The sequence below is a fragment of the Herbaspirillum sp. AP02 genome (genome assembly GCF_015767275.1).
In the GTDB taxonomy this organism is placed as follows: Bacteria; Pseudomonadota; Gammaproteobacteria; order Burkholderiales; family Burkholderiaceae_D; genus Herbaspirillum.
In genome coordinates this window covers 178349-201729 of sequence record NZ_JADWMY010000009.1, presented here as the reverse complement: position 1 = coordinate 201729, position 23381 = coordinate 178349, and the positions used below count along the sequence as shown (strand labels likewise).

The following is a 23381-nucleotide window of genomic DNA, read 5'->3' as shown; positions in this document are numbered from 1 at the left end:
TCAGCACACGATCAGCGGGCGGTTCACATGAGCTTCACACGAACCCACATGAACAGCCTCAACATAATTGCCGCACAGCATCATTTGCTCATGCAATTGCCGCATGGTGTTGAAATTACAAATGGGAAAAAGCTTTCCCGACATCATTCCCACACTGCCTGCCAGAAAAAATCATCATGAGCCCACGGGGCGATGCCCCGGAGAAAATGACAACTACTTGCCCCGGCGAAAATGCGCGAACTGTATGAAAAATAAGGATTTTCTTAAAAAAACCGTGATTTTTAAGGCCTGGATGGAACAAAAACGGCTCAAAAATATCCCGTTGCGAAGAAACAACACAGTCCCAAAAACGTTGTCTGGACCAATTGGCAAGCATCGCTGAAGGACAATCCGTGTGGCAGAATGGCGGCTAAGTTCATTACTAGCCCCATGGAACAAGGGCCAGTGACGACCTGAACACATGATATTATTCATTTTTTGATGTCGTAATCTTGTAGCGCAGTTTATCTGCGGATATCTCACCCGAGAGGAGAAACATGAACAAATTAGCAAAACTCGTCTTCGCTGCTGCGTCCGCAGCCATCGCACTGTCTGCCACCGCTCAGGAAACCAAGGACATCAAGGTTCGTCCCGGCAGCCTGTATCTGCAAGATGGCCGTGACGTCGTGACCCGCAGCGGTTACGGTCTGTGCTGGCAAACCGCTTACGTGAACGGTCCGTGCGAAGAACCGCCGGCACCGGCTCCGGTTGCTGCTGCCGCTCCTGCTCCGGCTCCGGCTCCTGTCGCTGCCCCGACCTCGGAAAAGGTCACCTACGCTGCTGACGCCTTCTTCGATTTCGACAAGGCAACCCTGAAGCCTGCTGGCAAGGCCAAGCTGGACGAACTGGTTGGTAACCTGAAGGCCATCAACCTGGAAGTCATCATCGCTGTCGGCCACACCGACTCGATCGGCTCCGTTGCCTACAACCAGAAGCTGTCGGTTCGCCGCGCTGAGTCCGTCAAGGCCTACCTGGTGTCGAAGGGCGTCGAAGCCAACCGCGTCTACACCGAAGGCAAGGGCAAGTCGCAACCGGTCGCCGACAACAAGACCGCTGCTGGCCGCGCCAAGAACCGTCGCGTGGAAATCGAAGTTGTGGGTACCCGCAAGTAATCGATTTACGCTACAAGGCTCTATGAACCCCGCTTCGGCGGGGTTTTTTTATTGCTGCTGCATTTGCGTGTCAGCGCGTTTTTGTGGTCGTTCTTGATCTGCCGCCGCCAACCGTGGCTGTCCGTTTGGGCTATCATTAGGCCCCATGAACACGACCATTGTGACCAACGCGACCATGAACGCCGATCCTCAAGAGATCCAGAAATTCAGTGAACTGGCCCATCGCTGGTGGGACCCGGGTTCGGAATTCCGTCCCCTGCATGAAATCAACCCGCTGCGCCTGGAATGGATCAATGCACGCGCTCCGCTGGCCGGCAAGAAAGTCATCGACATCGGCTGCGGTGGTGGCATCCTGGCCGAATCCATGGCCATCAAGGGCGCCGACGTCACCGGCATCGACCTCTCCGACAAGGCCCTGAAAGTGGCCGACCTGCACAGCATGGAATCGGGCGTGCAGGTGCGCTACGAAAAGATCGCCGCCGAAGACATGGCGGCACGCGAAGCCGGCCAGTACGACGTGGTGACCTGCATGGAAATGCTGGAACACGTCCCCGATCCGGCCGCCATCGTACGCGCCGCCGCCACCCTGGCCAAGCCGGGCGGCAAGCTGTTCTTCTCCACGCTGAACCGCAACATGAAGTCTTACGTGATGGCCATCATCGGCGCCGAATACGTGCTGCGCCTGCTGCCCAAGGGCACGCATGATTACGCCAAGTTCATCACCCCGGCCGAGCTGGCCCGCTACACCCGCGAAGCCGATCTGCAGATCGACGCCTTCAAGGGCATGGGCTACAACCCGCTGACCAAGATCTACTCCCTCAACGCGGACACCAGCGTCAACTACCTGGTGGCCTGTACCAAGCTGGCCTGATCGGCCATCCCGCCGCCGCAGCCATGCTGCGGCCCCCCTCCCCTCCACTGCCATCACTGACACGACCCCATGCCACTACGCCCTCCGCGCGCGATCCTGTTCGACCTCGACGGCACCCTCGCCGATACCGCACCCGACCTCGCGGCGGCCGCCAATTTTCTGCGCCAGGAGCGCGGTCTGGGCGACGCTCCCTATGAGCAGCTACGTCCGGTCGCCTCGGCCGGTGCGCGTGGCCTGATCGGCGCGGCGCTCGGCATCCATCCGGGCGACGACCGGTACGAAGCGCTGCGCGTGCGCTTCCTGGATCGTTACGAAGCCAACATGAGCCAGCACAGCCGCCTGTTCGACGGCATCCCCGAACTGTTGGCCCAGCTGGAATCGCGCCAGATCGCCTGGGGTATCGTTACCAACAAGGCAGCGCGCTTCACCGATGTCCTGGCGCCGCAGATCGGCCTGGGCCAGGCTGCCTGCATCATTTCCGGCGATACCACACCACATCCCAAGCCGCATCCTGCCCCCCTGCTGGAAGCCGCGCGGCGCCTGCAATTGGCACCCGAGGATTGCTGGTACGTCGGCGACGACCTGCGCGACATCCAGGCCGGCCGTGCCGCCAGCATGCCTACCATCGCCGCCGCCTGGGGCTACTGCGGCCATAGCGAGCCCACTGGATGGGATGCCGATGCCCTGCTGCATACCCCACTGCAGATCCTTACCCTCCTCTCCTGATGCTCCGGCGGCGCCCTGCGGAAACTTGGGCGCCGCTTTCCCCTCCTAGCACTGCACCACCATACGCCAGCGTCACGTATCACAGCGACGGCGCCTCGCATTAGAATGACGGCAGGCGGGCTCGCCGCTGCTGAGCACCGATCGCCGCCGACACATCACAATCAGAACCGGCCTCCCTTGCAACCAATGCAGCCAGTGCAGCGGACGGGCCGGCACCGACAAGGGAAAACCGCAATGACCAAGCCGGGCACCGCCTCTTTCACCCAGCATCCCGCGTGGCAGCGCCTGCGCCGCCCCCTCCGATGGCTGGCCTGGACCCTGGTCGTCCTGCTGGTACTGGCCGCCCTCAGCTGGGCTGCCCTGCCGTCCCTGGTGCGCAAGATCGCCATCGACCAGACCCAGGCGCAGATCGGTCGCAAGCTCTCCATCGGCGAGATCAGCTTCAATCCCTTCCGGCTGGCGCTGCGGGCCTCCGATATCACGCTCTTCGAAGCCGATGGCAAGAGTCCCTTCTTCAGCACCCAATCGCTGCTGGTGGACATCTCCTCGGCCTCGCTGCTACGCATGGCGCCGGTACTGGATGAGATCAGGCTGACCACCCCGCAACTGCATGTCATCCGCCTGGACGCCAACGGCAGCGGCCACTACAACTTCTCCGACATCCTCGAGCGGCTGGCCGCGCAACCCAAGAGCGAAGGCCAGGCCCGCTTCTCTCTGGCCAACGTGCAATTGCAGGATGGCGCAATCCGCTTCGAGGACAAGGTCAGCGGCAAGAACATCGACATCGCCGCTCTGCAACTGGGCCTGCCCTTCATCTCCAACCTGCCCGGCAACATCGACAGCTTCGTGCAGCCGCAACTGGCCGCTACCATCAACGGCACGCCGCTGCACCTGAAGGGTCGCAGCAAGCCCTTCGCCTCGTCCCAGGAATCGGCCTTCGCCATCGACATCGACCAGCTGGACCTGGTCAGCTACCTGCCTTTCGTTCCGGCAGAATTGCCCCTCGCAGTACAGAGCGCCAAGCTCACCACCAGGCTGGACCTGGGCTTCAGCCGCAAGGAAGACAAACCCAGCGTGACCCTGGCCGGTGATATCCGCATCGATGACATCTCCTTGCAGGACAAGGCCAAGGCCCCGCTGCTCAAGGCCAAGTCACTGGCCGTGCAGCTCGGTCAATTCGACCTGCTGGCCGCCAGCGGCGAGATCAGCCAGATCAGCCTGGAACAGCCGCAAGTCTGGGTCGACATGAATGCCCGCGGAGAAATCAACTGGTTGCGCGCCCTCGCCAGCAACACCAGCAACACCCGCAACGGCAAGGCCACGGCCAAACCGGGCGCCACGCCAGCACAGGCTGGCGCGCCGGCACCAACGACACCAGCATCAACTGCCCCCATCGTCCTGCAACAATTGAAAGTGCACGGTGGTGACATCAACTGGCGCGACCAGGCCAACGCCAGCCCGGCGCAGGACATCAAGCTCACCAAACTGGAGATCAGCGCCACCGGTCTGTCCACCGGCACCGATGCCAAGCCGGCCCAACTGAATCTGTCGGTGACGGAAAACGGCCACGGCACGCTGGGCTTCGACGGCCAGGTCCAGCCGCTCAAGGTGCAGGTCAGCGGCAAGCTCAAGCTGGAACGCATCGACCTCGCCGCCTACCGCAATTACCTGGGGCGCACGCCCGTCACCGACATCGCCGGCAAGCTCTCCGGCAACACTACCCTGCAACTGCGTGATGGGCACATCAAGCTCGACGACACCAGCGTGGACCTGGCCGACCTGCGCCTGACACCCCCAGGCAAGGGCGCCCAGCCGATCAGCCTGCAGTCCCTGTCATTGCAGGCAAAAAATCTCAGTGACACGCTGGACCAGACCATCCCCTTCAAGCTGCAGGCACGCTTCGACAAGACCGGCGGCGCCGAACTGAGCGGCCAGGCCGCACCACGCCTGAAGCAGCTGGACCTCGACCTGGACGTCAAGGACCTGCCCATCGCGCCCTTCCAGCACTACTTCACCGATGTCCTCAACGTGACCCTCAGCACCGGCCTGGTCAGCGCCAAGGGCAAGCTGGCCGTCACACCGCCGCTGGAAGCGCAAAAACTCGCGCTGGATTACAAGGGCGAGGCCGCCATCACCAACCTGCGCATGCAGGACAAGGTCACCTCCACCGACTTCCTGCGCTGGCGTACCCTGGCCCTGAGCGGCATCCAGGCCAGACTGGGTGCGCGCACGCAAGTGGCGCTGGAGAAGATCACCCTGTCCAACTTCTACGCCCGCGCGATCCTCTCCGACAAGGGCCGCCTGAACCTGCAGGACATCGTCGTGGCTGACGCGCAGGAGCAGGGCTCGATCACCGACGACAGCAAGAAGGACAGCAAAGAGGCCAAACCCGGCAACACCGGCACCTCCCGCAAGACCACCTCCAGCGCCCCCGTGACCACCCCAGCCGCCTCCGCTGATGCGCCCATCGTGCGCATCGGACAGGTGGTCCTGGATGGCGGCAACATCAACTACACCGACAACTTCGTCAAACCCAACTACACCGCCAACATGACCGGCCTGGCCGGCACCATCGGCCAAATCTCCTCGGAGAAGCCGCAGCCCGCGCCCGTCAACATCAACGGCAAGATCGACAACGACGCGCCGCTGCAGATTTCCGGCTCGCTCAATCCGCTGTTCAAGCCCATGTACCTTGATCTCAAGGCCAGCGCCAACGGCGTGCAACTGCCGCGCCTGACGCCCTATTCCGCCAAGTACGCCGGCTACCCGATCACCAAGGGCAAGCTGTCCATGGACGTGCAATACAAGATCGAGAACGACAAGCTGGTCGCCCAGAACGACCTGCGCATCGAACAGCTGACCTTCGGCGAACGCGTGGACAGCCCCGACGCCACCAAGCTGCCGGTGATGCTGGCGGTCTCGCTGCTCAAGGATCGTGACGGCAACATCAATCTCAACCTGCCGATTTCAGGTTCGCTCTCCGACCCCGAGTTCTCGGTCGGCGGCATCATCGTGCGGGTCTTCGTGAACCTGATCGTCAAGGCCGTCACCTCCCCCTTCGCCCTGATCGGCTCGATGTTCCGTGCCGACGAGCACATCGGCGAATTGCGCTACATCGAGTTCGCGCCCGGTTCTTCAGAGGTCACCGACGAAGTCCGCAAGAAGCTCGATGCCCTCGGCTACGTCCTGCACGAACGCCCCGGCATCAAGCTCGACATCACCGGCCGTGTCGATCCGCAGATCGATGACCAGGGCCTGCGCCAGGAAGCCCTGGAACGCAAGATGCGCGGCCTGAAGCGCGCCGACCTGATCGCCCGCGAAGGCCAGCCCTCCGCCCCGGTACGCATCAGCCCGGCCGAGCGCGGCAAGTATCTGGAGCGCGTCTACAAGGACAGCAAATTCGACAAGCCGCGCAACGTGATCGGGTTGTCCAAGTCCCTACCGCCGGAAGAGATGGAAAAGATGATCCTGGAACACACCGAGGTCACCCAGGATGATCTGCGCAATCTGGCCCAGCGTCGAGCCGACCAGGTGCGCAATTACCTGCAGGAGCAAAGCGTGATCGACCCGGCGCGCATCTTCCTGATCGCCCCCAAGTTGGACGGCGCCGGCATTCCAGCCAAGGAGCCCAAGGCGCGGGTGGAACTGACGATCCAGTGATTGAATGAACGGATGAATGGATGAGTGGAGTGGACGCCGGACCTTGAAAAGCCCGGCCACGCCCATACAACTAGGAGTAGGTTATAATTTACCTCCCGCCGAAAAGCGGGCGCCTCTCTAGCGGGAGGCAAGCGTAATACGCAGATTCAAGCGCCCAGCTGGATTTGCGAAGCTTCAACACTCACGGGGCCGACTTGGTTTCGACAGGGGTTGCAAAGCGGAACAGGGCATGCCGAGGACTGGTTACCTCGTTAATCCATCCGGAACTGCTTAAATGCAAACGACGAATCTTACGCTCTCGCAGCGTAAATCGCACCTAGAAACCTAAGAAATTTCTAGCTCTACAGCACTTCTTCCCTGGGGTGTGCTGGCAACAGCGGTAGAGTCATTTACAGGGAATCGTGGCGTATCGGGTTACTTGATACGTCATTAAATCCAAGGTAACTCGTCCTGTCGAAGCGTGTGCGTCCGCGTCGCCAGGATTAAAACCAATTGACTGCACTACGCATGTAGAACTGTCTGTAGAGTGCTTCTGGACGCGGGTTCGATTCCCGCCGGCTCCACCAAACACATTTCCAGCTCATTCCAGTGGAATTAAAAAACCCTAAGAAATCAAACACTTAGGGATTTTTTTCGTCTGAAATCTGCAGAAGGGCATTCCACTTCCGCCAACAGGAAGCAGAACCCCAGCGTGCAGGCACCCGCCCCCATCACCTCCGGACATTTCCCGGCTAGCCCCCGATCGCGCCCTGTCGCGCCAACAGATCCTGCAGCGCCTGGTTCTCCATCTGCATCGTCCGGGACAGCTCGACGGCCAGGAACTCGATGAAGGCGCGCACCGCCGGGACCAGGCCGCGGCGCGAAGGGAATACGGCATGCAACTGGTGGGCCGCTGCGCGATAGTCCGGCAGCACGACCACCAGTTCGCCGCGCTCGATCGCCTGGCGGCATACATTGAAGGGAAGTACGGCCAGTCCCGCACCTCCCATGGCCGCAGCCTGCATCAGATGCACGTCGTCGGTTACCAGTACCGGCGCATAAGCGACGTCCACCATCGCATTGTCCGCGCCCTGCAGCCGCCAGCGCGCCGCTTCGCCTGGCATGCCCCCCGGTCCCAGTCCACGTTGTCCCTGCAGGGCTTGCACCGAGCCGAAGGGGCCATGGGTAGCAACGAAGTCCGGGCTGGCCGTGAGGATCTGGTGGCTGGTGCCGAAGCTTCGCACCACCAGGTTGGAATCCTCCAGCGTACTGCGCACCCGCATGGCGACATCGATGCCTTCGCCGATCACATCAACGCGCCGATTGCTCAACTCCAGTTCCAGCCGCACATCAGGATGAGCCGTGAGAAAACGGGCCAACAGCGGTGCCAGGAAGATATGCGACACGCCCATGGGCGAACTGACCCGCAGGCGACCGGCCGGGCGTGCACCGGCGTGTTCGGTGACCTCCACCGCCGCGCGTGCGGCATGTGTCATCGCCTCGCAGTGGGTGAAGAACGCCGAGCCCACCTCGGTCACCCGCACCACCCGCGTGGAGCGCTGCAGCAGGCGCACGCCCAGTCGCTGCTCCAGTTCGGCCACGCGGCGGCTGATGCGCGACTTGGGCGTGTTCAACGCCCGCGCAGCGGCTGAAAAGCTGCCATGCACGACCACAGCGGCAAACAAGGCCAAATCGTTGAGGTCTTCCATGAGACGGATCCAGAATGGAAAATTCTGATTATAGACAGCTGATTGTCCTATATGGAGAACAATCTGATCCAATTCCGCTGGCTAGTGAAGAGGGTTTCGGGCCGGTATCGTGGCTCCTGTCGCTCTGATTACCGATCCCTGAAAGGACCTCACCATGAAGATTCTCCATCTCGACTCCAGCATCCTCGGGGACGCTTCTGCCTCCCGCGTGCTCAGTGCTGCCCTGGTTGAAGAACTGCGCAGCCGCTATCCCGAGGCGACAGTCACCGCCCGCGATCTGGTCGCCGCTCCCATCGCGCATCTTGACGGCCCCATCGCAGGCGGCTTCCGCCAGCCAGGCACGGTCACCAGCGACGCCGGCCTGCGCGCTGAACATACGCTCTCAGACACCCTGGTCAGTGAACTGCTGGCGAGCGATGTCATCGTACTGGGCGCGCCGATGTACAACTTTTCGGTTCCGAGCCAGCTCAAGGCCTGGCTGGACCGCATTGCCCAACCGGGGCGTACCTTTCGCTATACCGAAACCGGTCCCGTTGGCCTGGCGGGTGACAAGGCGGTGCTGGTGGCATCGACGCGGGGCGGCATGTATTCCTCCGGCCCGGCGGGCAGCATGGATCATCAGGAATCGTATCTGAGCGCGTTCTTCGGTTTCATCGGTATCAAGCGGGTGAGCTTCGTGCGTGCCGAATTGCTCACCAAGGGCGCCGAATTGCGCAGCACCTCGATGCGCCAGGCTCTGGATGCGGTGCCGGCGGCAGTTACGGGATTGCTCACGCGCGAAGGGGCCTGATCATGATCCATGTCGTGACATTGACCTACCTGCGGCCGGTCGAGGACATCAACCAGCATCTGGACGCCCACAAGAGGTGGCTGATCGACAACGTCAGGCAAGGCAAGGTGATCCTTGCCGGCCCCATGGAAAACCGGACAGGCGGGCTGCTGCTGGCCAGTTGTTCCGATCGCGAGGAACTTGACGCCATGATGGCGCAGGACCCGTTCATCGAGAGCGGCGTTGCCAGCTATGAAGTGTATGCCTGCGTGCCGGCGCTGGCATCGCTGCAATTTCCGCCACATTGGGCGCCGCTGGCCAAGTTCGTCTAGGGCAGGCTCAGCGCTGCCGTCTCGTAGAGGAAATCGGCGCAATCCCTCAGCGCCTGTGCGAGGTCAGGACCGTGGACATATACTCCAGCGCAAAGTCCACGAAGGTCCTGGCCCGCAGCGGCAGGTTGCGCCGCGCCGGATAGACCACGTGCGCCGGCAGCGTGCTGGCTTCCCACTTCGGCAGCAGTCGCACCAGCCGGCCGGAGACCAGGTCCTCCTCGACCAGCCAGGTCGGCAACGCCGCCACGCCGAGGTCCATGCGCGCTGCTTCGCGCAGGCTGGTCACGCCTTCGGATTGCAGCAGCGGTCGCACCTGCAGGCGACTTTCCTCCCCGTCCCGATACAGCGTTACCTCGCGCGTGCCGCCAAAGGTAGCGGACGACAGGATCACCCACGGCCATTCCTGCAGGTCCTCCGGACGACGGCAGCGGCGGTGTGCCGCCACCAGCCCGGGTGACGCCACCACATGACGGCGGATCTGTCCCAGGGAGCGCGCCACCACCCGGTCGTCGGTCAACGCGCCAGCGATGATGCCGACGTCACAGCCCTCCTCGATCATGTGCAGCGGACGGTTCGAATAGGCCAGTTCCATCGTCACGCCGGGGTGTGCGTGGATGAAACTGCTGATGAGACGACTCACCACGGTCTGCCCGAAGTCGATGGTGGAAAACACCCGGATGTTGCCCTGCAGTCCGCCCTGTTCCAGCCTCAGTCGTTGCTGGGCTGCGTCGGCCAGTTCGATGAGGGCACGGGCATCATGCAGGAAGCGCTGGCCGGTCTCGGTCAGGCTCATACGATGGGTATCGCGCCTGAGCAGCTCGGCACCGCACTGCTGTTCCAATGCGCTCAACTGCCGGCTCAGGGTCGGCTGGGTCATCCGCAGCGCCCGCGCAGCGGCGGAGATACTGCCGCATTCGACGATGGCAACGAAGCTGCGCAACAGGACCAGATCATCGAACATGGCTATGCAATAAGTGGATAAACGATATGTCGATTATACGGCTACAGCAGAAGCGGCGGCAGTGAGATGATTCTTCCATGCCGTTCCACCCCAATGACTTTCCATTCAGGAGAAAAACCATGACCAGCATCGCCAATACAGCTTCCGGTTCCCGGTCCAGCAACAAGGTCGCCATCGTCACCGGCGCATCACGCGGCATCGGTGCCGCCATCGCCAAGCGGCTGGCGGCCGACGGCATTGCCGTCATCATCAACTATGCCGGGCGCAAGGCCGACGCAGACGCGGTCGTGGCCGAGATCGAAGGCGCCGGCGGACGCGCTGCCGCAGTCCAGGCCGATGTCGCCGTCCCGGCCCAGGTGGCCGCCATGGTCGATCAGGCCTGCACGCTCTTCGGTGGCGTCGACTTCCTGGTCAATAACGCCGGCATCATCCAGCCCGGCCTGACCATGCTGGCCGATACCGATGACGAACTCTTCGACCGGCTCATCGCCATCAACCTCAAGGGAAGTTTCAACACCATGCGCATCGCCGCCAAACGGCTGCGCGAAGGGGGACGCATCGTCAATTTTTCCAGCAGCGTGAAGACTCTGGCCTTGCCCGGTTACTCGGTCTACGCCGGCACCAAGGCAGCGGTGGAGGCCATGACCAATATCTTCGCCAAGGAATTGCGCGGACGCAGCATCACCGTCAATGCGGTGGCGCCGGGACCGACCGCCACCGATCTCTTCCTCAAGGACAAGAGCGAGGCCCAGATCGAACACCTGGCCAAGCTGCCGCCGCTGGAACGCCTGGCGCAGCCGGACGATATCGCTGAGGTGGTGGCCTTCCTGGTCAGCCCGGCCGGCGGCTGGATCAACGGCCAGACCATCCGCGCCAATGGCGGCATGGTCTGAGCCCACGCTCAGCGCACCGGATAATCCACCTGGTGCCGCGCGATGCGCAGGCTGCCCAGTTGCTGGCGCACGGCTAGGTGGGCGGGGTGATCGGCATAGGCACGCAAGGCCTCGGCGCTGTCGAATTCCGTGACCAGCACCACGTCACAGGCGTAATCGACGCCACTGACGTCGGTGCCGACCTCCAGATGGCGCAGGCCGGGAATGCGGCCGGCCAGCCCTTCGAAGGCTTGCCTGACCTGTTCGACATTGGTCAGATGCGGCGCGCTACCGCGCTCGCCCTGGATGTCCCACATCACGATGTGCCGGACTGCCATCTCAGTTCCCCGCAACCGGTGCATGGCCATGCCAGGCATTTTCCAGCAAGGCGCGCAAGGCGGCCCGCTCCAGCGGACGCGGATTGGCGTAGGCATTCTGCAAGGCGATATCGGTGCAGCGATCAAGCTCTTCATAGGGCATGCCCAGCTCGCGCAGCGACAACGGCGCCTGCAGCGCGCGCGCCAGGGCATGCACGCCCTGTGCCGCGTCCGCGCTACCGAGGGCGCGGGCGATGCGCTGCATGGCCTGCGGTGCGGCCGGCGCATTGTAGGCCAGCGCATGCGGCAGGATCACGGTATGGGTCTCGGCATGCGGCAGGTTGTAGCTGCCGCCCAGCGTGTGGCACAGCTTGTGATGCAGCGACATGCCGACATTGCCCAGCACCGTCCCGCACAGCCAGGCACCGTACAGGCATTGGCTGCGGGCATCCAGGTCATCGGCGCGCAGGACGATCTGCGGCAGCCCTTCGGCCAGTGCGCGGATACCCTCCTCGGCCAGCATCGACATGATGGGATTGGCATCGGCCGCGTACAAACCCTCGGCCGCATGCGCCATGGCATTGATGCCGCTGGTGACCGACAAGGGCAGCGGCAGGCCCAGGCTCAACTCGGGATCGTAGATCACGGTGCGCGGCAAGACGCGCACATCGCGCCCGGTCTTCTTGAGGCCGGCTTCGGTGATGCCATAGATCGGCGTCATCTCGCTGCCGGCATAGGTGGTCGGGATAGCAAGGATGGGCAGCTCGGACTCCAGCGCAATGGCCTTGCCCAGGCCCATGGTGGAACCGCCGCCGATGGCGATGGCGCAATCGGCCTCCAGTTCCCGGGCGACTTCGCGGGCGTGGCGCGCGGTCTCGATGGGCACATGCATGACGGCCTGATCGAAGATACCGGCGCAGCGTTCGCCGATCAGCGCGGCCACACGTTCGGCCTCGGCACGCTGGCCCGGGGTACACAGCACCAGGGCACGGCGGGCGCCCAGGTGCTCGGTTTCGCCGACCAGATGTTGCAGGCTGCCGGCGCCGAAGATCACGCGGGCCGCAGCGCTGGTGTAGGTAAAGGCTTGCATGGTGGTCTCGGTTCAGTTGCGCTGGGGATTGAGGATGAAATCATAGTGCAGCGTGTAGAAGGGCTGCTCGCAACGACTGCCATCGGGGGCGATACCCGGTTCATGGCGCGGCCAGTCGGCGATCAGCGTGGAACGCACGCCGAACACGGCATCCGAGTCCAGGTAGTGGTCGCCACGGCGGAACACGTGGGTGATCAATGTTTCATGGCCCTCGGCCCGGATGCGGAAATGCAGGTGGGCCGGGCGCCACGGATGCCGCCCCAGCTTGTCCAGCATCCGCCCCACCGGACCGTCATGCGGGATCGGATAGGAGTTGGCCAGGATGCTGCGGAAATGGAAGCGTCCCTGGGCGTCGGTCTGCAGGGTGCCACGGGCTTGCAGCTGATCCAGGTCGGGATACTGCACATCATAGAAACCATCTTCGTCGGCCTGCCACACTTCCAGCGTGGCATGGGCCAGCGGCTGTCCATCCAGTCCGCGCACGCTGCCGCTGACGAAGCAGGGCTCGCCCCGCGCACCGTTGGCGATGTCGGCGCCCAGTTCGTAGCGTGGCGAATTCTCGACATGGAAAGGGCCGAACACCGTGGCCTCGGTGCAACCGGCGGGCTTGTGGTTCTGCTGCGCCATCACCAGCGTGGACAGGCCCAGGATGTCGGAGAGCAGGATGAACTCCTGGCGCTTGTCGGAACACATCTGGCCGGTCTCGGTGAGAAAACGGATGCCCTCGAACCATTCTTCCTCGGTCAGCTTGACCTCGCGGGCGAAGGCGTGCAGGTGCTGCACCAGGCTGGTCATGATCTGCCGCAGGCGCTCATCGGGCATGCCTGCATGGCGGGCCAGCACGGCCTGGGTGATGGTGTCTTCGTTCAGGTTGAGCATGGTCTCCTCGCTTTTTCTGATGGATCGTCCGGATTTTTCCGCTGGGCGTTAATATAGGCCGGTTTTTTGGATGGATATATGCCGGAAGTGGAAAACTGTTTTCCACCCGGCCATGACGGGAGACCCGGGTGGACCGCTGGAGCCAATTCGAACTCTTCGTGCAGGTGGCCGAGCTGGGCAGCCTGTCGCGTGCGGCAGAGGCGCTGGGCATGTCCAATGCCGCGGCCAGTCGTAGCCTTGCCGCACTGGAAGAACGCCTGGGTGCACGCCTGGTCGAACGCAGCACGCGCCGTCTGGGACTGAGCCAGACCGGCGAAGCCTTCTACCGCCAATGCAAGGCGGCCCTGGGGCAGATGAAGGAAGCCGAGGAACTGGTCAACGCCAATAGCGTGGCGCCCAGCGGCATGTTGCGAGTGACTTCCTCGCTGTCGTTCTGCATGAAGCACATCAGCCCCATCCTGCCCCGCTTTCACCAGCTCTATCCGGACATCTCCCTGGACCTGGTGGCGGCCAACCGCTATGTCGACCTGCTCGACAGCGGTATCGATATCGCCATCCGCACCCGCGAATTCGAACCGGATTCCAACATCGCCGTGCGCCGCCTGGCCTCGACCCGCCGCATCCTGGCGGCCGCTCCCGGTTACCTGGCCGCCCGCGGGGTGCCGCGCACGCTGGACGACCTGGCCGCGCACGACCTGCTGGTCTACAGCCACGCCAACCAGCCCAACAGCCTGCGCTTCCAGCATCGCCAGGCCGGTGAGCGCGCGCTGGACATCAGCGCCCTGATGCAATCCAACGACGGCCAGATCATCCGGGCCGCCGCGCTCGAGGGGCTGGGCATCCTGATCCAGCCCAACTACATCATCTACGACGACGTCGTGGCGGGCCGGCTGGTACCGATACTGGATGAATGGGACCTGCCGCGCCTGACCATCAACATCGCCTACCAGGGACGCAAGCACCTGCCGGCCAAGGTGCGGGTGTTCATTGATTTCCTGGTCCAGCATTTCGAGGAAATGGACTACGAGCGCAAATGGACGCGCTGAGCGGTCTCTCTCGGTCGCCAAAATACCGACTGGTAAATAAAAAATACCAATCAGTAGCATTTGCCTTTCGTTGGTAGTAATCTAGCGGCCATGTGAAGCCCGCGCCCTGGCGCCCCGACGTTCGCCACGAGGAATGACTCGCATGTCCATCACTACTACCCTGCCTGCCTCCCTGTTTCCGTTTCGCCGGCTGCGCCTGCCCCTGCTCCTGCGCTTGTGCAGCGGCCTGCTGCTACTGGCCCTGACCGGGATGGCCGCAGCACAGGCCGCCGCCCCCTGGCAGGAGGTATTGCCGCAGGCCCAGGCCGTGGGTAACGGCACCATGCGCTGGCTGGGCCTGCGCATCTATGACGCCACCTTGTGGGCGCCACAGCGCCCGCTGGATGATAACCAGCCTTTCGCACTGCAACTGGATTACAAGGTGAGCATCAGCCGCGAGCGACTGGCCAATACCTCCATCGACGAAATCCAGCGCATGAGTCCGGCGCCGATCCCCGGTCCCACGCTGGCCCGCTGGAAGAGCGAGCTCAACCGCGCCTTTGTCGATGTCGCCGATGGTGATGAACTGGTGGGGGTCTATCTGCCCCGGCGCGGCATGCGGCTCTACGACAAGGACAAGCTGCTGGCAGAGATCGCCGATCCCGAACTGGCACGCTCCTTCTTCAATATCTGGCTCGGCCAGCCCAGCCGCGATGATGGCCTGAGGCGCCGCCTGCTCGGGGAAACGCCTTGAGCGCAGGTGCCGCCCGCCAGACCGGGCGCTGGCAGGACGCGGCCTATGGCATGCTGGGCGCGCCGCTGGCGATGGCGGCGCTGCCGTTGTTCGTGCAGCTGCCGGCGTATTACGCCAGCCACGTCGGCGTCGCACTGGCACCGCTGGGGTGGGTGTTGTTCGCTGCGCGCCTGCTGGACATGCTGCAGGACCCGCTCTTCGGTCATCTGCTGGACCGTTCGGCGCACCGCCAGAAACGCTGGATGGCCCTGGCCGCGCTGGTGCTGGCCCTGGCCTTCGTCTGCCTGTGGAAGCCCCCCGCCACGCCCCAGGCCGCCATGCTCTGGCTGGTCGGCATGCTGGTGCTGGCCTATGGCGCGCACAGCATGTTGAGCATCGGCTACCTGTCGTGGGGTTCACGCCTGCCTGACGATGGCCTGCGCGCCGTGGCCTGGCGCGAGGCGGCCGGGCTGGTCGGGGTGATCGTGGCCAGCGTGGTGCCAGTGGGCATCCTGGCCGCCGACCCGACGCAGGTGGCGGGCCGCCTGAACGGGTATTGCCTGTTCTTCGCCGCCGTGCTGGGGATGGCACTGCTGCTGTTGCTGCGCCAGCCGGCGCCGCCCGGCCTGCCTCAAGGGCAACCGTGGCGCCAGGCGATGGCCAGCCTGTGGGCCAATCGCGCCTTCCGCGCCCTGTTGCCGCCCTATCTGCTCAATGCGCTCTCGGCCGCCATTCCGGCCACGCTGGCCTTGTTCTTCATCGAAGATCAATTGCAGGAGAAGGCCCTGGCCGGTCTCTTCCTGGCCGCCTATTTCGGCGCGGCTGCCCTCGGCCTGCCGCTGTGGAGCGCACTGGCGCGCAAGGTCGGTACCGTGGCTTGCTGGCGCCTGGCGATGCTGCTGTCGACCGCCGGCTTCATCGGTGCCGCGTGGCTGGGGCCGGGCGAGCGCATCGCTTTCCTGGCCGTGTGCCTGGCCACCGGTGCCGCACTGGGTGCCGACCTGTTGCTGCCGCCGGTCTTGCTGGCACGGGTCGTGACCGGCCGCGGCTCGGTGGGCGCGGCCTTCGGCATCCTCACCATGCTGGGCAAGCTGGCGCTGGCGCTGGCCGGCATCGCGCTCCCCATCCTGTCGGCTCTGGATTACCACCCTGGCCAGGGGCCCGGCACCAGCCTGCCCCTGGTCTATGCCGCCCTGCCCTGCCTGCTCAAGCTGTGCGCCTTCGTGGTGCTGGGCAGCTATGGCCGCAGGCATCCCCTCTGACGCATCACCATGAAGAAAGACACGAGCTCGTCCCATCCAGCCCGCTCCCTGCGTCTGGTGCTGGGCGACCAGCTCAACCCGCTGCATTCCTGGTTCGATGCCGTCGATCCCGAGGTGGTCTACGTGCTCATGGAAGTCCGTTCGGAAACCGACTACGTGCTGCACCACGCCCAGAAGATCCTGGCCATCTTTGCCGCCATGCGTGCCTTTGCCGGGCGCCTGCGCGCCGACGGCCACCGGGTCCGCTATATCAGCCTGGACGATGCCAGCAACCGTCAATCGCTGGAGGCCAACCTGTCGGCGCTGGTGGCCCACTACCAGTCCCGGGAGGTGCAATGGCAGGCGCCGGATGAATGGCGGGTCGATCAGCTCCTGCAGCAATGGGCGCATGAGCAAGCGCCGGCGCTGTCGGCGACGATGGTCGACACCGAGCATTTCCTCACCGCCCGCCATGAACTGCCGCGCCTCTTTGCAGGACGCAAGCAATGGCTGATGGAACACTTCTACCGGCAGATGCGCCGCCGCTTCGAACTGCTGCTGGATGCGTCCGGCCAGCCCGAAGGCGGTCAATGGAATTTCGACCACGACAATCGCAAGCGCTGGCCCGGCACCCCGCCCGAACCCGAGGACTGGCGCGCCCCGCACGACCATGGCGCGCTGTGGCAGATGCTGCAGGCGCAGGGCGTGGCCAGCTTCGGCGACCCACAGGCCGCGCAATTGCGCTGGCCACTGGATCGCGACGAAGCCTTGCAGCACCTGGAGCATTTCATCACCCGCGTGCTGCCCTGCTTCGGCGACTATGAAGACGCGATGAGCAGCCAGGCCCAGCGCCTGTTCCACTCCCTGCTGTCGTTCGCGCTCAACGTCAAGATGCTGCAACCGCTGGAAGTGGTACGTCGTGCCGAGCAAGCCTATCGCGATGGCGATGCGCCGCTGGCGGCGGTGGAGGGCTTCATCCGCCAGATCATCGGCTGGCGCGAATACGTGCGCGGCATCTACTGGTCGCAGATGCCCGGCTACGACCAACGCAATGCCCTGGGCCACCGGCTGCCGCTGCCGGCCTGGTTCTGGACCGGCCAGACCCGCATGCACTGCCTGCAGCACGCCATCGGACAGTCGCTGCAGACGGCCCACGCCCATCACATCCAGCGCCTGATGGTGATCGGCAACTTTGCCTTGCTAGCCGGACTCGATCCGAAAGAACTGCATCACTGGTACTTGGGCATCTACATCGACGCCTTCGAATGGGTGGCGTTGCCCAACACCCTGGGCATGAGCCAATGGGCCGACGGCGGCGTCATTGCCACCAAGCCCTACGTCAGTAGCGCCGCCTACATCGGGCGCATGAGTGACTATTGCCAGGGGTGTGTCTACGACCCCAAGCAAAAGACTGGTGAAGAGGCCTGCCCCTTCAATGCCTTGTATTGGGACTTCTTCCTGCGCCACCGTGCCACCTTCGGCAACAACCCGCGCATGGGCATGGCCTACCAGCAACTGCGGAAGATGGACCCGGGCGAGATCACCCGCCTGCAAGAGCAGGCCACGGCGCTGCGCGCTCGCCTGGACACACTCTAGGGCCTGTTCCCACTCAATCTGCGAGATGAGTGGGAACAGGCCCTAGGGAGTGCAGGGAAACTCCCACAGGCCGATAAATTGTGCCTGACTGCCCGAAAGCGGGCAAAATACGCAAAATCTGACGAAGTCACGAAATTCTCTGCATAATGCCCGGTCAAAGCTTGCTTTCCGGCATGAGTGTGACGACTGTTGCTTTTCGTCGAAAACCGATTATAGCGAATTCAATTTTTATCTAATGAATTTGATTTATTTGTGTAATATACCGATAATGGATTTATGAAAACCGCAAAGACAACCAGCTCCGAGGTCTGCACCACCCAGGAAGCGGCCCATATCCTGGGTATTTCGGTGTCGTCCGTGCAGCAACTGGTCGAGGCCGGCATCATCGAGGCCTGGAAGACCAAGGGAGGTCACCGCCGCATCCCGCTGGCCGCCGTGCATGCCTACAAGGCCACGCCCGGCTCCTCCGCCGATGCTGCCGAACATGGCCGCGGCAACCCGGCACCGCGACCCGGCAACGGCCGCACCGCCGTGCTGGTGATCGAGGACAGTCGCCTGCAGCGCGAGTTGTATGCAGGGGCGCTGGCTTCCTGGGGCCTGCCGCTGGATCTGGTCTATTGCGACAACGGTTACAAGGCACTGCTGGAGATCGCGCGCAGCAAACCCGACGTGGTGCTGGCCGATATCGTGATGGAGGGCATGGACGGCTACGAAGTGGTCAAGACCATCCTCAACGATCCGCAGCTGCAGGATGTGAGCATCGCCATCGTCAGTAGCCTGGACCAGGACGAGATGGCGCAGCGTGGCGGTATTCCGGCAGGGGTGGTGTTCTTCCCCAAACCGGTCAATTTTGATGAACTACGCGGCTACCTGCGCGCCTGTTGTGCACGCAGGGAGCGCGAGTCCCGCTAGGGATTACCACTGGAAAGGCCTGCAGCGCCATGGATGACCGGAAACACCCTCCCCTGCCCCTCCGGTTTGCACGCATCGATCTGCGCCTGGCACTGGGGCTGTTTTCCCTGCTGCTGATCAGCGGGCTGTGGTTGGGTGCGCTCAAGGAGCTGCAGACCAGCCGCGCCAATTACCTGCAGGACGCCCGTCGCGATGCCCAGTCGCTTTCGCGACTGTTCCTGGAACATGCCTACCGCACCATCGAAGCCGCCGACCAGGCTGCCGTCTACCTGCGTTACCGCTATGGTGAACGCGGCCCGGCCCTGGACCTGGCCAACGAGATCGACAATGGCCTGGTGGCACGCAATGTCTACAACCTCTTCACCATCGTCGACCGCAACGGTGACGTGGTGCTCTCCAGCAAGCCCTTCACGCCCCTGAACCTGTCGGACCGCGAACATATCCAGGTCCACATGCACGGCGGCGAAGACAAGCTTTTCATCAGCACCCCGGTACTGGGCCGCGTCTCCAAGAAATGGTCGCTGCAGCTGACGCGACGCATCAACCGCCCCGACGGCGGCTTCGGCGGCGTGGTGGTGGTCTCGATGGACCCGCAATACTTCACCAGCCTGTACCACCAGATCGACGTCGGCCATCATGGCGTCATCACCCTGGTCGGCGCCGATGGCGTGGCGCGTGTGCGCCGCACCGGCGACATGGACGCCATGGGCGAGCAGGTGCGCGGCGGCAAGGTCTACGCCGCCATGCTGGCCCAGGGTAGCGGCGTGGTCGAGGCCGCCAGCCGGGTCGACGGCCGCGAGCGCATCTACGCCTTCCAGAAGTTGCGCGACTATCCGCTCTACGCCTCGGTGGGCATCGACATCGAAGAACGCCTGGCCCCCTATTACCGCGAACGTAACCGTACGCTCACGCTGGCGGCCCTCATCACGCTGGCGGTGCTGGTATTCAATGCGGTGCTGATCTGGATGGCCGGCTCGCTGCAACGCAGCCGCCAGGACGCCATGCAGGCCAACCAGGCCAAGTCGCGCTTCCTGTCCAACATGTCGCATGAGTTCCGCACCCCGCTCAACGGCGTGCTCGGCTATTCCGACGCCTTGCGCGAGGAGCTGGGGGAGTCGCCCCTGGCGCAATACGCCACGGCCATCCACGACAGCGGCAATCGCCTGCTGGACCTGGTCAACTCCATCCTGGAGGTGACCGAACTGGAAGACCGCCGCGTGACCGTACACATGGCGCCGGAAAACCTGCGCGAACTGGTCGGCCAGGCCATCGCCCGCCACTACCCGGCCGCCCGGGACAAGGGCGTGCTGCTGGAATGCCGCATCGCCGACGACGTGCCGCAGGTGCTGGTATGCGATCAGCGCAAGGTGTTGCGCGTGCTGGAAAACCTGCTCGGTAACGCCGTGCGCTATACCGACGCCGGCCGCATCATGGTCGAGGTCGAGCGCAGTGCCGCCGACCGGCTCGACATCCACATCAAGGACACCGGCATCGGCATTCCTGCCGCGCAACTGGAGACCATCTTCGAGAAGTTCACCCAGGCCGACGACAGCGTGCGCCGTTCCAGGGATGGCGCCGGCCTCGGACTGACCATCGCCCAGCGTCTGGTGACGCTCATGGGCGGCAAACTCGTGTTACAGTCCAAACAACATCAGGGATCGACTTTCAGCTTCACTTTGCCACTGCAAGAGCCGAAGTAAAACGGCCGCAATGAAATGAAAACACAGGGGGAAACCGTGCATCCGGGCCAGCCAGAGAGCGACTATCTTCATATCGATCCCAGCGATCTGCTGGATGCCGTGGGCGGCGATGTACGCACCGTCGCTTCGCTGGCGCGCACCTTCGTGGACGGCGCACCTGCCATCTTCCTGCGACTGGAACAGGCCACCCTGGCCGGCAATGCCGACGCCACCCGGCACGAAAGCCACACCCTCAAGGGCATGTGTGCCCTGTTCAATGCCCGCGTGCTGACCGCGCTGCTGCTGCAGGCCGAACAGGCCGGCCGCCAGGGCCAGACGCCACGACCGGAAGAACTGGTGCAGCTGCAGGTCAGCTTCAGGCTGGTACTGGACGAGATCCGGCGCTACGCCCACGCCCCCATATCGGCCTGAATCAGGCCGACACCAACGCCTGCATCACCGCCGTACCTGCCTGCCCGACATGACCCAGCCCCAGCCTGCCCCCAGCATCTCGCCGCTCCAGCCACGCATCCGTCGCTCCGCCGTCACGCTCGGCGTGCTGCTGCTGGGTCTGCTGATGGCCACCGTGGTGGTCTCCGGGGCTTTGCTGTATCGGGCCAGCCTCAATGACTGGCGCAACGACCTCTCCACCCTTTCCACCGTGCTGGCAGAAAGCACGGCCCAGACCATGTCCTCGGCGCGTCTGGTAATCGACAGCATCCAGTACGACATCGAAGCCGCCAACATTGAAGATGAGCAGCATCTACGCCAGCACGTAGGCAGTGCCGAGTTTTCACAGGCCATGCGCGAAAAGATCCGTGGCCTGCCCTTTATCTCGGGGGTCGGTATCAGCAACGCCGAGGGCCGCATCATCGCACTCTCGCGTGCCCATCCGGCGCCGTCGCTGGACCTGACCGACCGCGACTACTACCTGCACCACAGCCAGTCGGCCTCGACCGAGGATTTCCTCGGGGAAACCGTCAATTCGCGCGCCGCCGGCGTGCCCACCTTCTACCTGAGCCGGCGCATCAACGATCGCCAGGGCCGCATGCTGGCCATCGTGGTGGTGGCCTTGCCGTGTTCCTTCTTCGAAGATTTCTTCAGCGCCGTCACCAAGGACAAGCCGTTTTCCATCCTGCTCTCACGGCGCGACGAAAAGGCCCTGATCAGCACCTCCCTGGTTCACGATACTGATACCGAACGCGACATCACGCCTCTATCGGAACTGCATCCGCAGCGCCCACTCCCCCAGAACCAGGATGGCCGGACGCCCTACTATTTCATGCAGTCGCACTGGCTGGGCATCCACCGGCCGGTACGCAATGCGCCGATGTTCCTGGAGATCGGGGTGACCGACAAGGTCTATTTCGGTGAGTGGCTGGAGTCCATGTACCCGCTCATGCTGGTGGCGGCCATCAGCCTGGTCGGTCTGATCGGCGGCTTTGCCGTGGCCTTGCGCCAGGCCCAGCGGCGCGAGCAGGACGCCCTGCTCGCCATGCAGCTCAAGGAAGAGGCCGACCAGGCCAACGAGGCCAAGTCACGCTTCCTGGCCATGGTCAGCCACGAAATCCGCACCCCCATGAACGGCATCCTGGGCCTGTCCGAACTGCTGATGGAATCGGGCCTGTCCAGCAAGCAACGGCATTATGCCGACAGCATCCACAACGCCAGCGGTGGCCTGGTGCGCATCATCAACGACATCCTGGACTTTTCCAAGATCGAGTCCGGCAAACTGGACCTGGAAGAGCTGGCCTTTCATCCGGTCCGCCTGGCACGTGACGTGGCAGAGCTGTACCGACCCTCGATCCATAATCGGGAGGTGCAGTTCGACCTGCGCATTGATTGCGACGAAAGCCTGTGTCTGGTCGGCGACCCGTCCCGGCTGAAACAGGTGCTCGGCAACCTCCTGAGCAACGCCATCAAGTTCACCCCGGCCGGATATGTGCGCCTGAGCATGTCGGCGCGACGGGAAGAGTCCGGTCGTAACCGCTGGCGGCTGTTCTTCGCCGTTGCCGACAGTGGCATCGGCATCACGCCGGAAGCGCTGGCGCAATTGTTCCAGCCTTTCACCCAGGCGGACAATACGATTTCGCGCCGCTTCGGCGGCACCGGCCTGGGCTTGACCATCAGCAAGAATCTGGTGGAATTGATGGGCGGCAGGATCGCCTGCCAGAGCGTGCCAGGACAATCGACCCGATTCAGTTTCGATATCCTGTGCGCCGAAGGCGCGCAACCGCAAGCGCAGCCCGGCATCAGCTCACCGCCACCCGCCCAGGAAGCACCAGTCTCCAGCCCGCCGGTGGAACAGGCTCCGGCCACGGTTCCGGGCCCGGCCCCAGCCTCGACAGCGGTGCCTGCCGCGCCCCCCTCGTCGGTGATGAACGGCGCCCGCATCCTGGTGGCCGAAGACACCGATATCAACCGCCAGCTACTGCGCATCCTGCTGGCGCGGCGTGGCTGCGTCCTGCAGGAAGTGGAAAACGGTCTGCTGGCGGTAGACGCCATGCGCCACGGCCAGTACGACCTGGTGCTCATGGATTGCATGATGCCCATCATGGATGGCTACCAGGCTACCGCCGAAATCCGCGCCATCGAACAGGCCCAGGGCCGCCCGCGCATCCCCATCGTCGCCCTGACGGCCAGCGCCATCGAAGGCGATCGCCAGCGCTGCCTGGACGCCGGCATGGACGATTACCTCAGCAAGCCCTTCACCCAGGTGGGCTTGATGAATACCGTTGAAAAATGGCTGCAGCAAAATCCCGAAACAGGAAAATCCCTGAATCAGGAAAATCCCTAAGAAAATAAAACAACTGTTTAATTTGTTTTATTTGATTTATTTGTTTGTAGTCCCTATGATGGTTCCTGAGCGCACTCATACA

The 23381-nt window shown here is 63.5% G+C and carries 21 protein-coding genes and 1 other RNA gene; 17 read left to right on the top strand and 5 right to left on the bottom strand.

Going from position 1 to position 23381, the window contains the following annotated elements; genetic code table 11:
- Positions 1 to 48 precede the first annotated feature (48 nt).
- The 6 genes from I5R65_RS24395 to ssrA all read left to right on the top strand — a co-directional run bounded on the left by I5R65_RS24395 (position 49) and on the right by ssrA (position 6974).
- The gene (locus I5R65_RS24395) at positions 49 to 180 is read left to right on the top strand and encodes a hypothetical protein (protein WP_255493400.1); all 132 of its coding nucleotides are present in this window, start codon (positions 49 to 51) and stop codon (positions 178 to 180) included.
- A gap of 356 nt (positions 181 to 536) precedes the next feature.
- Positions 537 to 1151 (top strand): outer membrane protein OmpA, encoded by a 615-nt coding sequence (gene ompA, locus I5R65_RS18320; RefSeq protein WP_006462111.1) that lies wholly within the window; start codon positions 537 to 539, stop codon positions 1149 to 1151.
- 145 nt (positions 1152 to 1296) lie between these two features.
- On the top strand, positions 1297 to 2022 hold the full coding sequence (gene ubiG / locus I5R65_RS18315; protein ID WP_180666618.1) for a bifunctional 2-polyprenyl-6-hydroxyphenol methylase/3-demethylubiquinol 3-O-methyltransferase UbiG: 726 nt from the start codon (positions 1297 to 1299) through the stop codon (positions 2020 to 2022).
- A gap of 69 nt (positions 2023 to 2091) precedes the next feature.
- Positions 2092 to 2748 (top strand): HAD family hydrolase, encoded by a 657-nt coding sequence (locus tag I5R65_RS18310; protein WP_180666616.1) that lies wholly within the window; start codon positions 2092 to 2094, stop codon positions 2746 to 2748.
- A 234-nt stretch (positions 2749 to 2982) separates the two neighbouring features.
- Positions 2983 to 6408 (top strand): DUF748 domain-containing protein, encoded by a 3426-nt coding sequence (locus tag I5R65_RS18305; RefSeq protein WP_180666615.1) that lies wholly within the window; start codon positions 2983 to 2985, stop codon positions 6406 to 6408.
- A gap of 185 nt (positions 6409 to 6593) precedes the next feature.
- Positions 6594 to 6974: a transfer-messenger RNA gene (gene ssrA / locus I5R65_RS18300) on the top strand.
- 165 nt (positions 6975 to 7139) lie between these two features.
- Here the strand turns inward: ssrA and I5R65_RS18295 are convergent.
- On the bottom strand, positions 7140 to 8096 hold the full coding sequence (locus I5R65_RS18295; protein WP_180666613.1) for a LysR substrate-binding domain-containing protein: 957 nt from the start codon (positions 8094 to 8096) through the stop codon (positions 7140 to 7142).
- 154 nt (positions 8097 to 8250) lie between these two features.
- Here I5R65_RS18295 and I5R65_RS18290 point away from each other — a divergent pair, with 154 nt between their 5' ends.
- Complete coding sequence (locus tag I5R65_RS18290; protein ID WP_180666611.1) at positions 8251 to 8886, top strand: FMN-dependent NADH-azoreductase; 636 nt, start codon at positions 8251 to 8253, stop codon at positions 8884 to 8886.
- Between the two features lie 2 nt (positions 8887 to 8888).
- Positions 8889 to 9197: a YciI family protein gene (locus I5R65_RS18285; RefSeq protein ID WP_180666609.1), complete on the top strand. Its 309-nt coding sequence runs from the start codon at positions 8889 to 8891 to the stop codon at positions 9195 to 9197.
- 46 nt (positions 9198 to 9243) lie between these two features.
- Here the strand turns inward: I5R65_RS18285 and I5R65_RS18280 are convergent, their stop codons facing one another.
- Positions 9244 to 10158: a LysR family transcriptional regulator gene (locus I5R65_RS18280; protein WP_196872201.1), complete on the bottom strand. Its 915-nt coding sequence runs from the start codon at positions 10156 to 10158 to the stop codon at positions 9244 to 9246.
- Between the two features lie 119 nt (positions 10159 to 10277).
- Between I5R65_RS18280 and I5R65_RS18275 the strand changes: the two genes are divergently transcribed.
- Complete coding sequence (locus I5R65_RS18275; protein WP_180666607.1) at positions 10278 to 11051, top strand: SDR family oxidoreductase; 774 nt, start codon at positions 10278 to 10280, stop codon at positions 11049 to 11051.
- A gap of 8 nt (positions 11052 to 11059) precedes the next feature.
- Here the strand turns inward: I5R65_RS18275 and I5R65_RS18270 are convergent, their stop codons facing one another.
- From I5R65_RS18270 to I5R65_RS18260, 3 genes are read right to left on the bottom strand one after another with little or no spacing between them, the layout of a single operon-like run.
- Entirely contained in the window at positions 11060 to 11368 is a 309-nt protein-coding gene (locus tag I5R65_RS18270; RefSeq protein WP_231395230.1) for a Dabb family protein, read from the bottom strand.
- A gap of 1 nt (position 11369) precedes the next feature.
- Positions 11370 to 12437: a maleylacetate reductase gene (locus I5R65_RS18265; protein WP_180666605.1), complete on the bottom strand. Its 1068-nt coding sequence runs from the start codon at positions 12435 to 12437 to the stop codon at positions 11370 to 11372.
- 12 nt (positions 12438 to 12449) lie between these two features.
- Entirely contained in the window at positions 12450 to 13316 is an 867-nt protein-coding gene (locus tag I5R65_RS18260; protein ID WP_180666603.1) for an intradiol ring-cleavage dioxygenase, read from the bottom strand.
- A gap of 128 nt (positions 13317 to 13444) precedes the next feature.
- Between I5R65_RS18260 and I5R65_RS18255 the strand changes: the two genes are divergently transcribed.
- The 8 genes from I5R65_RS18255 to I5R65_RS18220 all read left to right on the top strand — a co-directional run bounded on the left by I5R65_RS18255 (position 13445) and on the right by I5R65_RS18220 (position 23299).
- Complete coding sequence (locus tag I5R65_RS18255) at positions 13445 to 14362, top strand: LysR family transcriptional regulator (RefSeq protein ID WP_180666601.1); 918 nt, start codon at positions 13445 to 13447, stop codon at positions 14360 to 14362.
- Between the two features lie 142 nt (positions 14363 to 14504).
- On the top strand, positions 14505 to 15095 hold the full coding sequence (locus I5R65_RS18250; RefSeq protein WP_180666599.1) for a chalcone isomerase family protein: 591 nt from the start codon (positions 14505 to 14507) through the stop codon (positions 15093 to 15095).
- On the top strand, positions 15092 to 16336 hold the full coding sequence (locus I5R65_RS18245; RefSeq protein ID WP_231395229.1) for an MFS transporter: 1245 nt from the start codon (positions 15092 to 15094) through the stop codon (positions 16334 to 16336). Before I5R65_RS18250 ends, I5R65_RS18245 begins: the two co-directional genes overlap by 4 nt.
- Before the next feature lie 9 nt (positions 16337 to 16345).
- The gene (locus I5R65_RS18240; RefSeq protein ID WP_180666598.1) at positions 16346 to 17911 is read left to right on the top strand and encodes a cryptochrome/photolyase family protein; all 1566 of its coding nucleotides are present in this window, start codon (positions 16346 to 16348) and stop codon (positions 17909 to 17911) included.
- Positions 17912 to 18187: 276 nt separating this feature from the next.
- Complete coding sequence (locus tag I5R65_RS18235) at positions 18188 to 18823, top strand: response regulator (RefSeq protein ID WP_180666596.1); 636 nt, start codon at positions 18188 to 18190, stop codon at positions 18821 to 18823.
- Positions 18824 to 18852: 29 nt separating this feature from the next.
- On the top strand, positions 18853 to 20523 hold the full coding sequence (locus I5R65_RS18230; RefSeq protein ID WP_180666594.1) for an ATP-binding protein: 1671 nt from the start codon (positions 18853 to 18855) through the stop codon (positions 20521 to 20523).
- A 15-nt stretch (positions 20524 to 20538) separates the two neighbouring features.
- Complete coding sequence (locus tag I5R65_RS18225) at positions 20539 to 20934, top strand: Hpt domain-containing protein (protein ID WP_180666592.1); 396 nt, start codon at positions 20539 to 20541, stop codon at positions 20932 to 20934.
- Positions 20935 to 20983: 49 nt separating this feature from the next.
- The gene (locus tag I5R65_RS18220; RefSeq protein WP_180666590.1) at positions 20984 to 23299 is read left to right on the top strand and encodes an ATP-binding protein; all 2316 of its coding nucleotides are present in this window, start codon (positions 20984 to 20986) and stop codon (positions 23297 to 23299) included.
- The last annotated feature ends 82 nt before the right edge of the window (positions 23300 to 23381 follow it).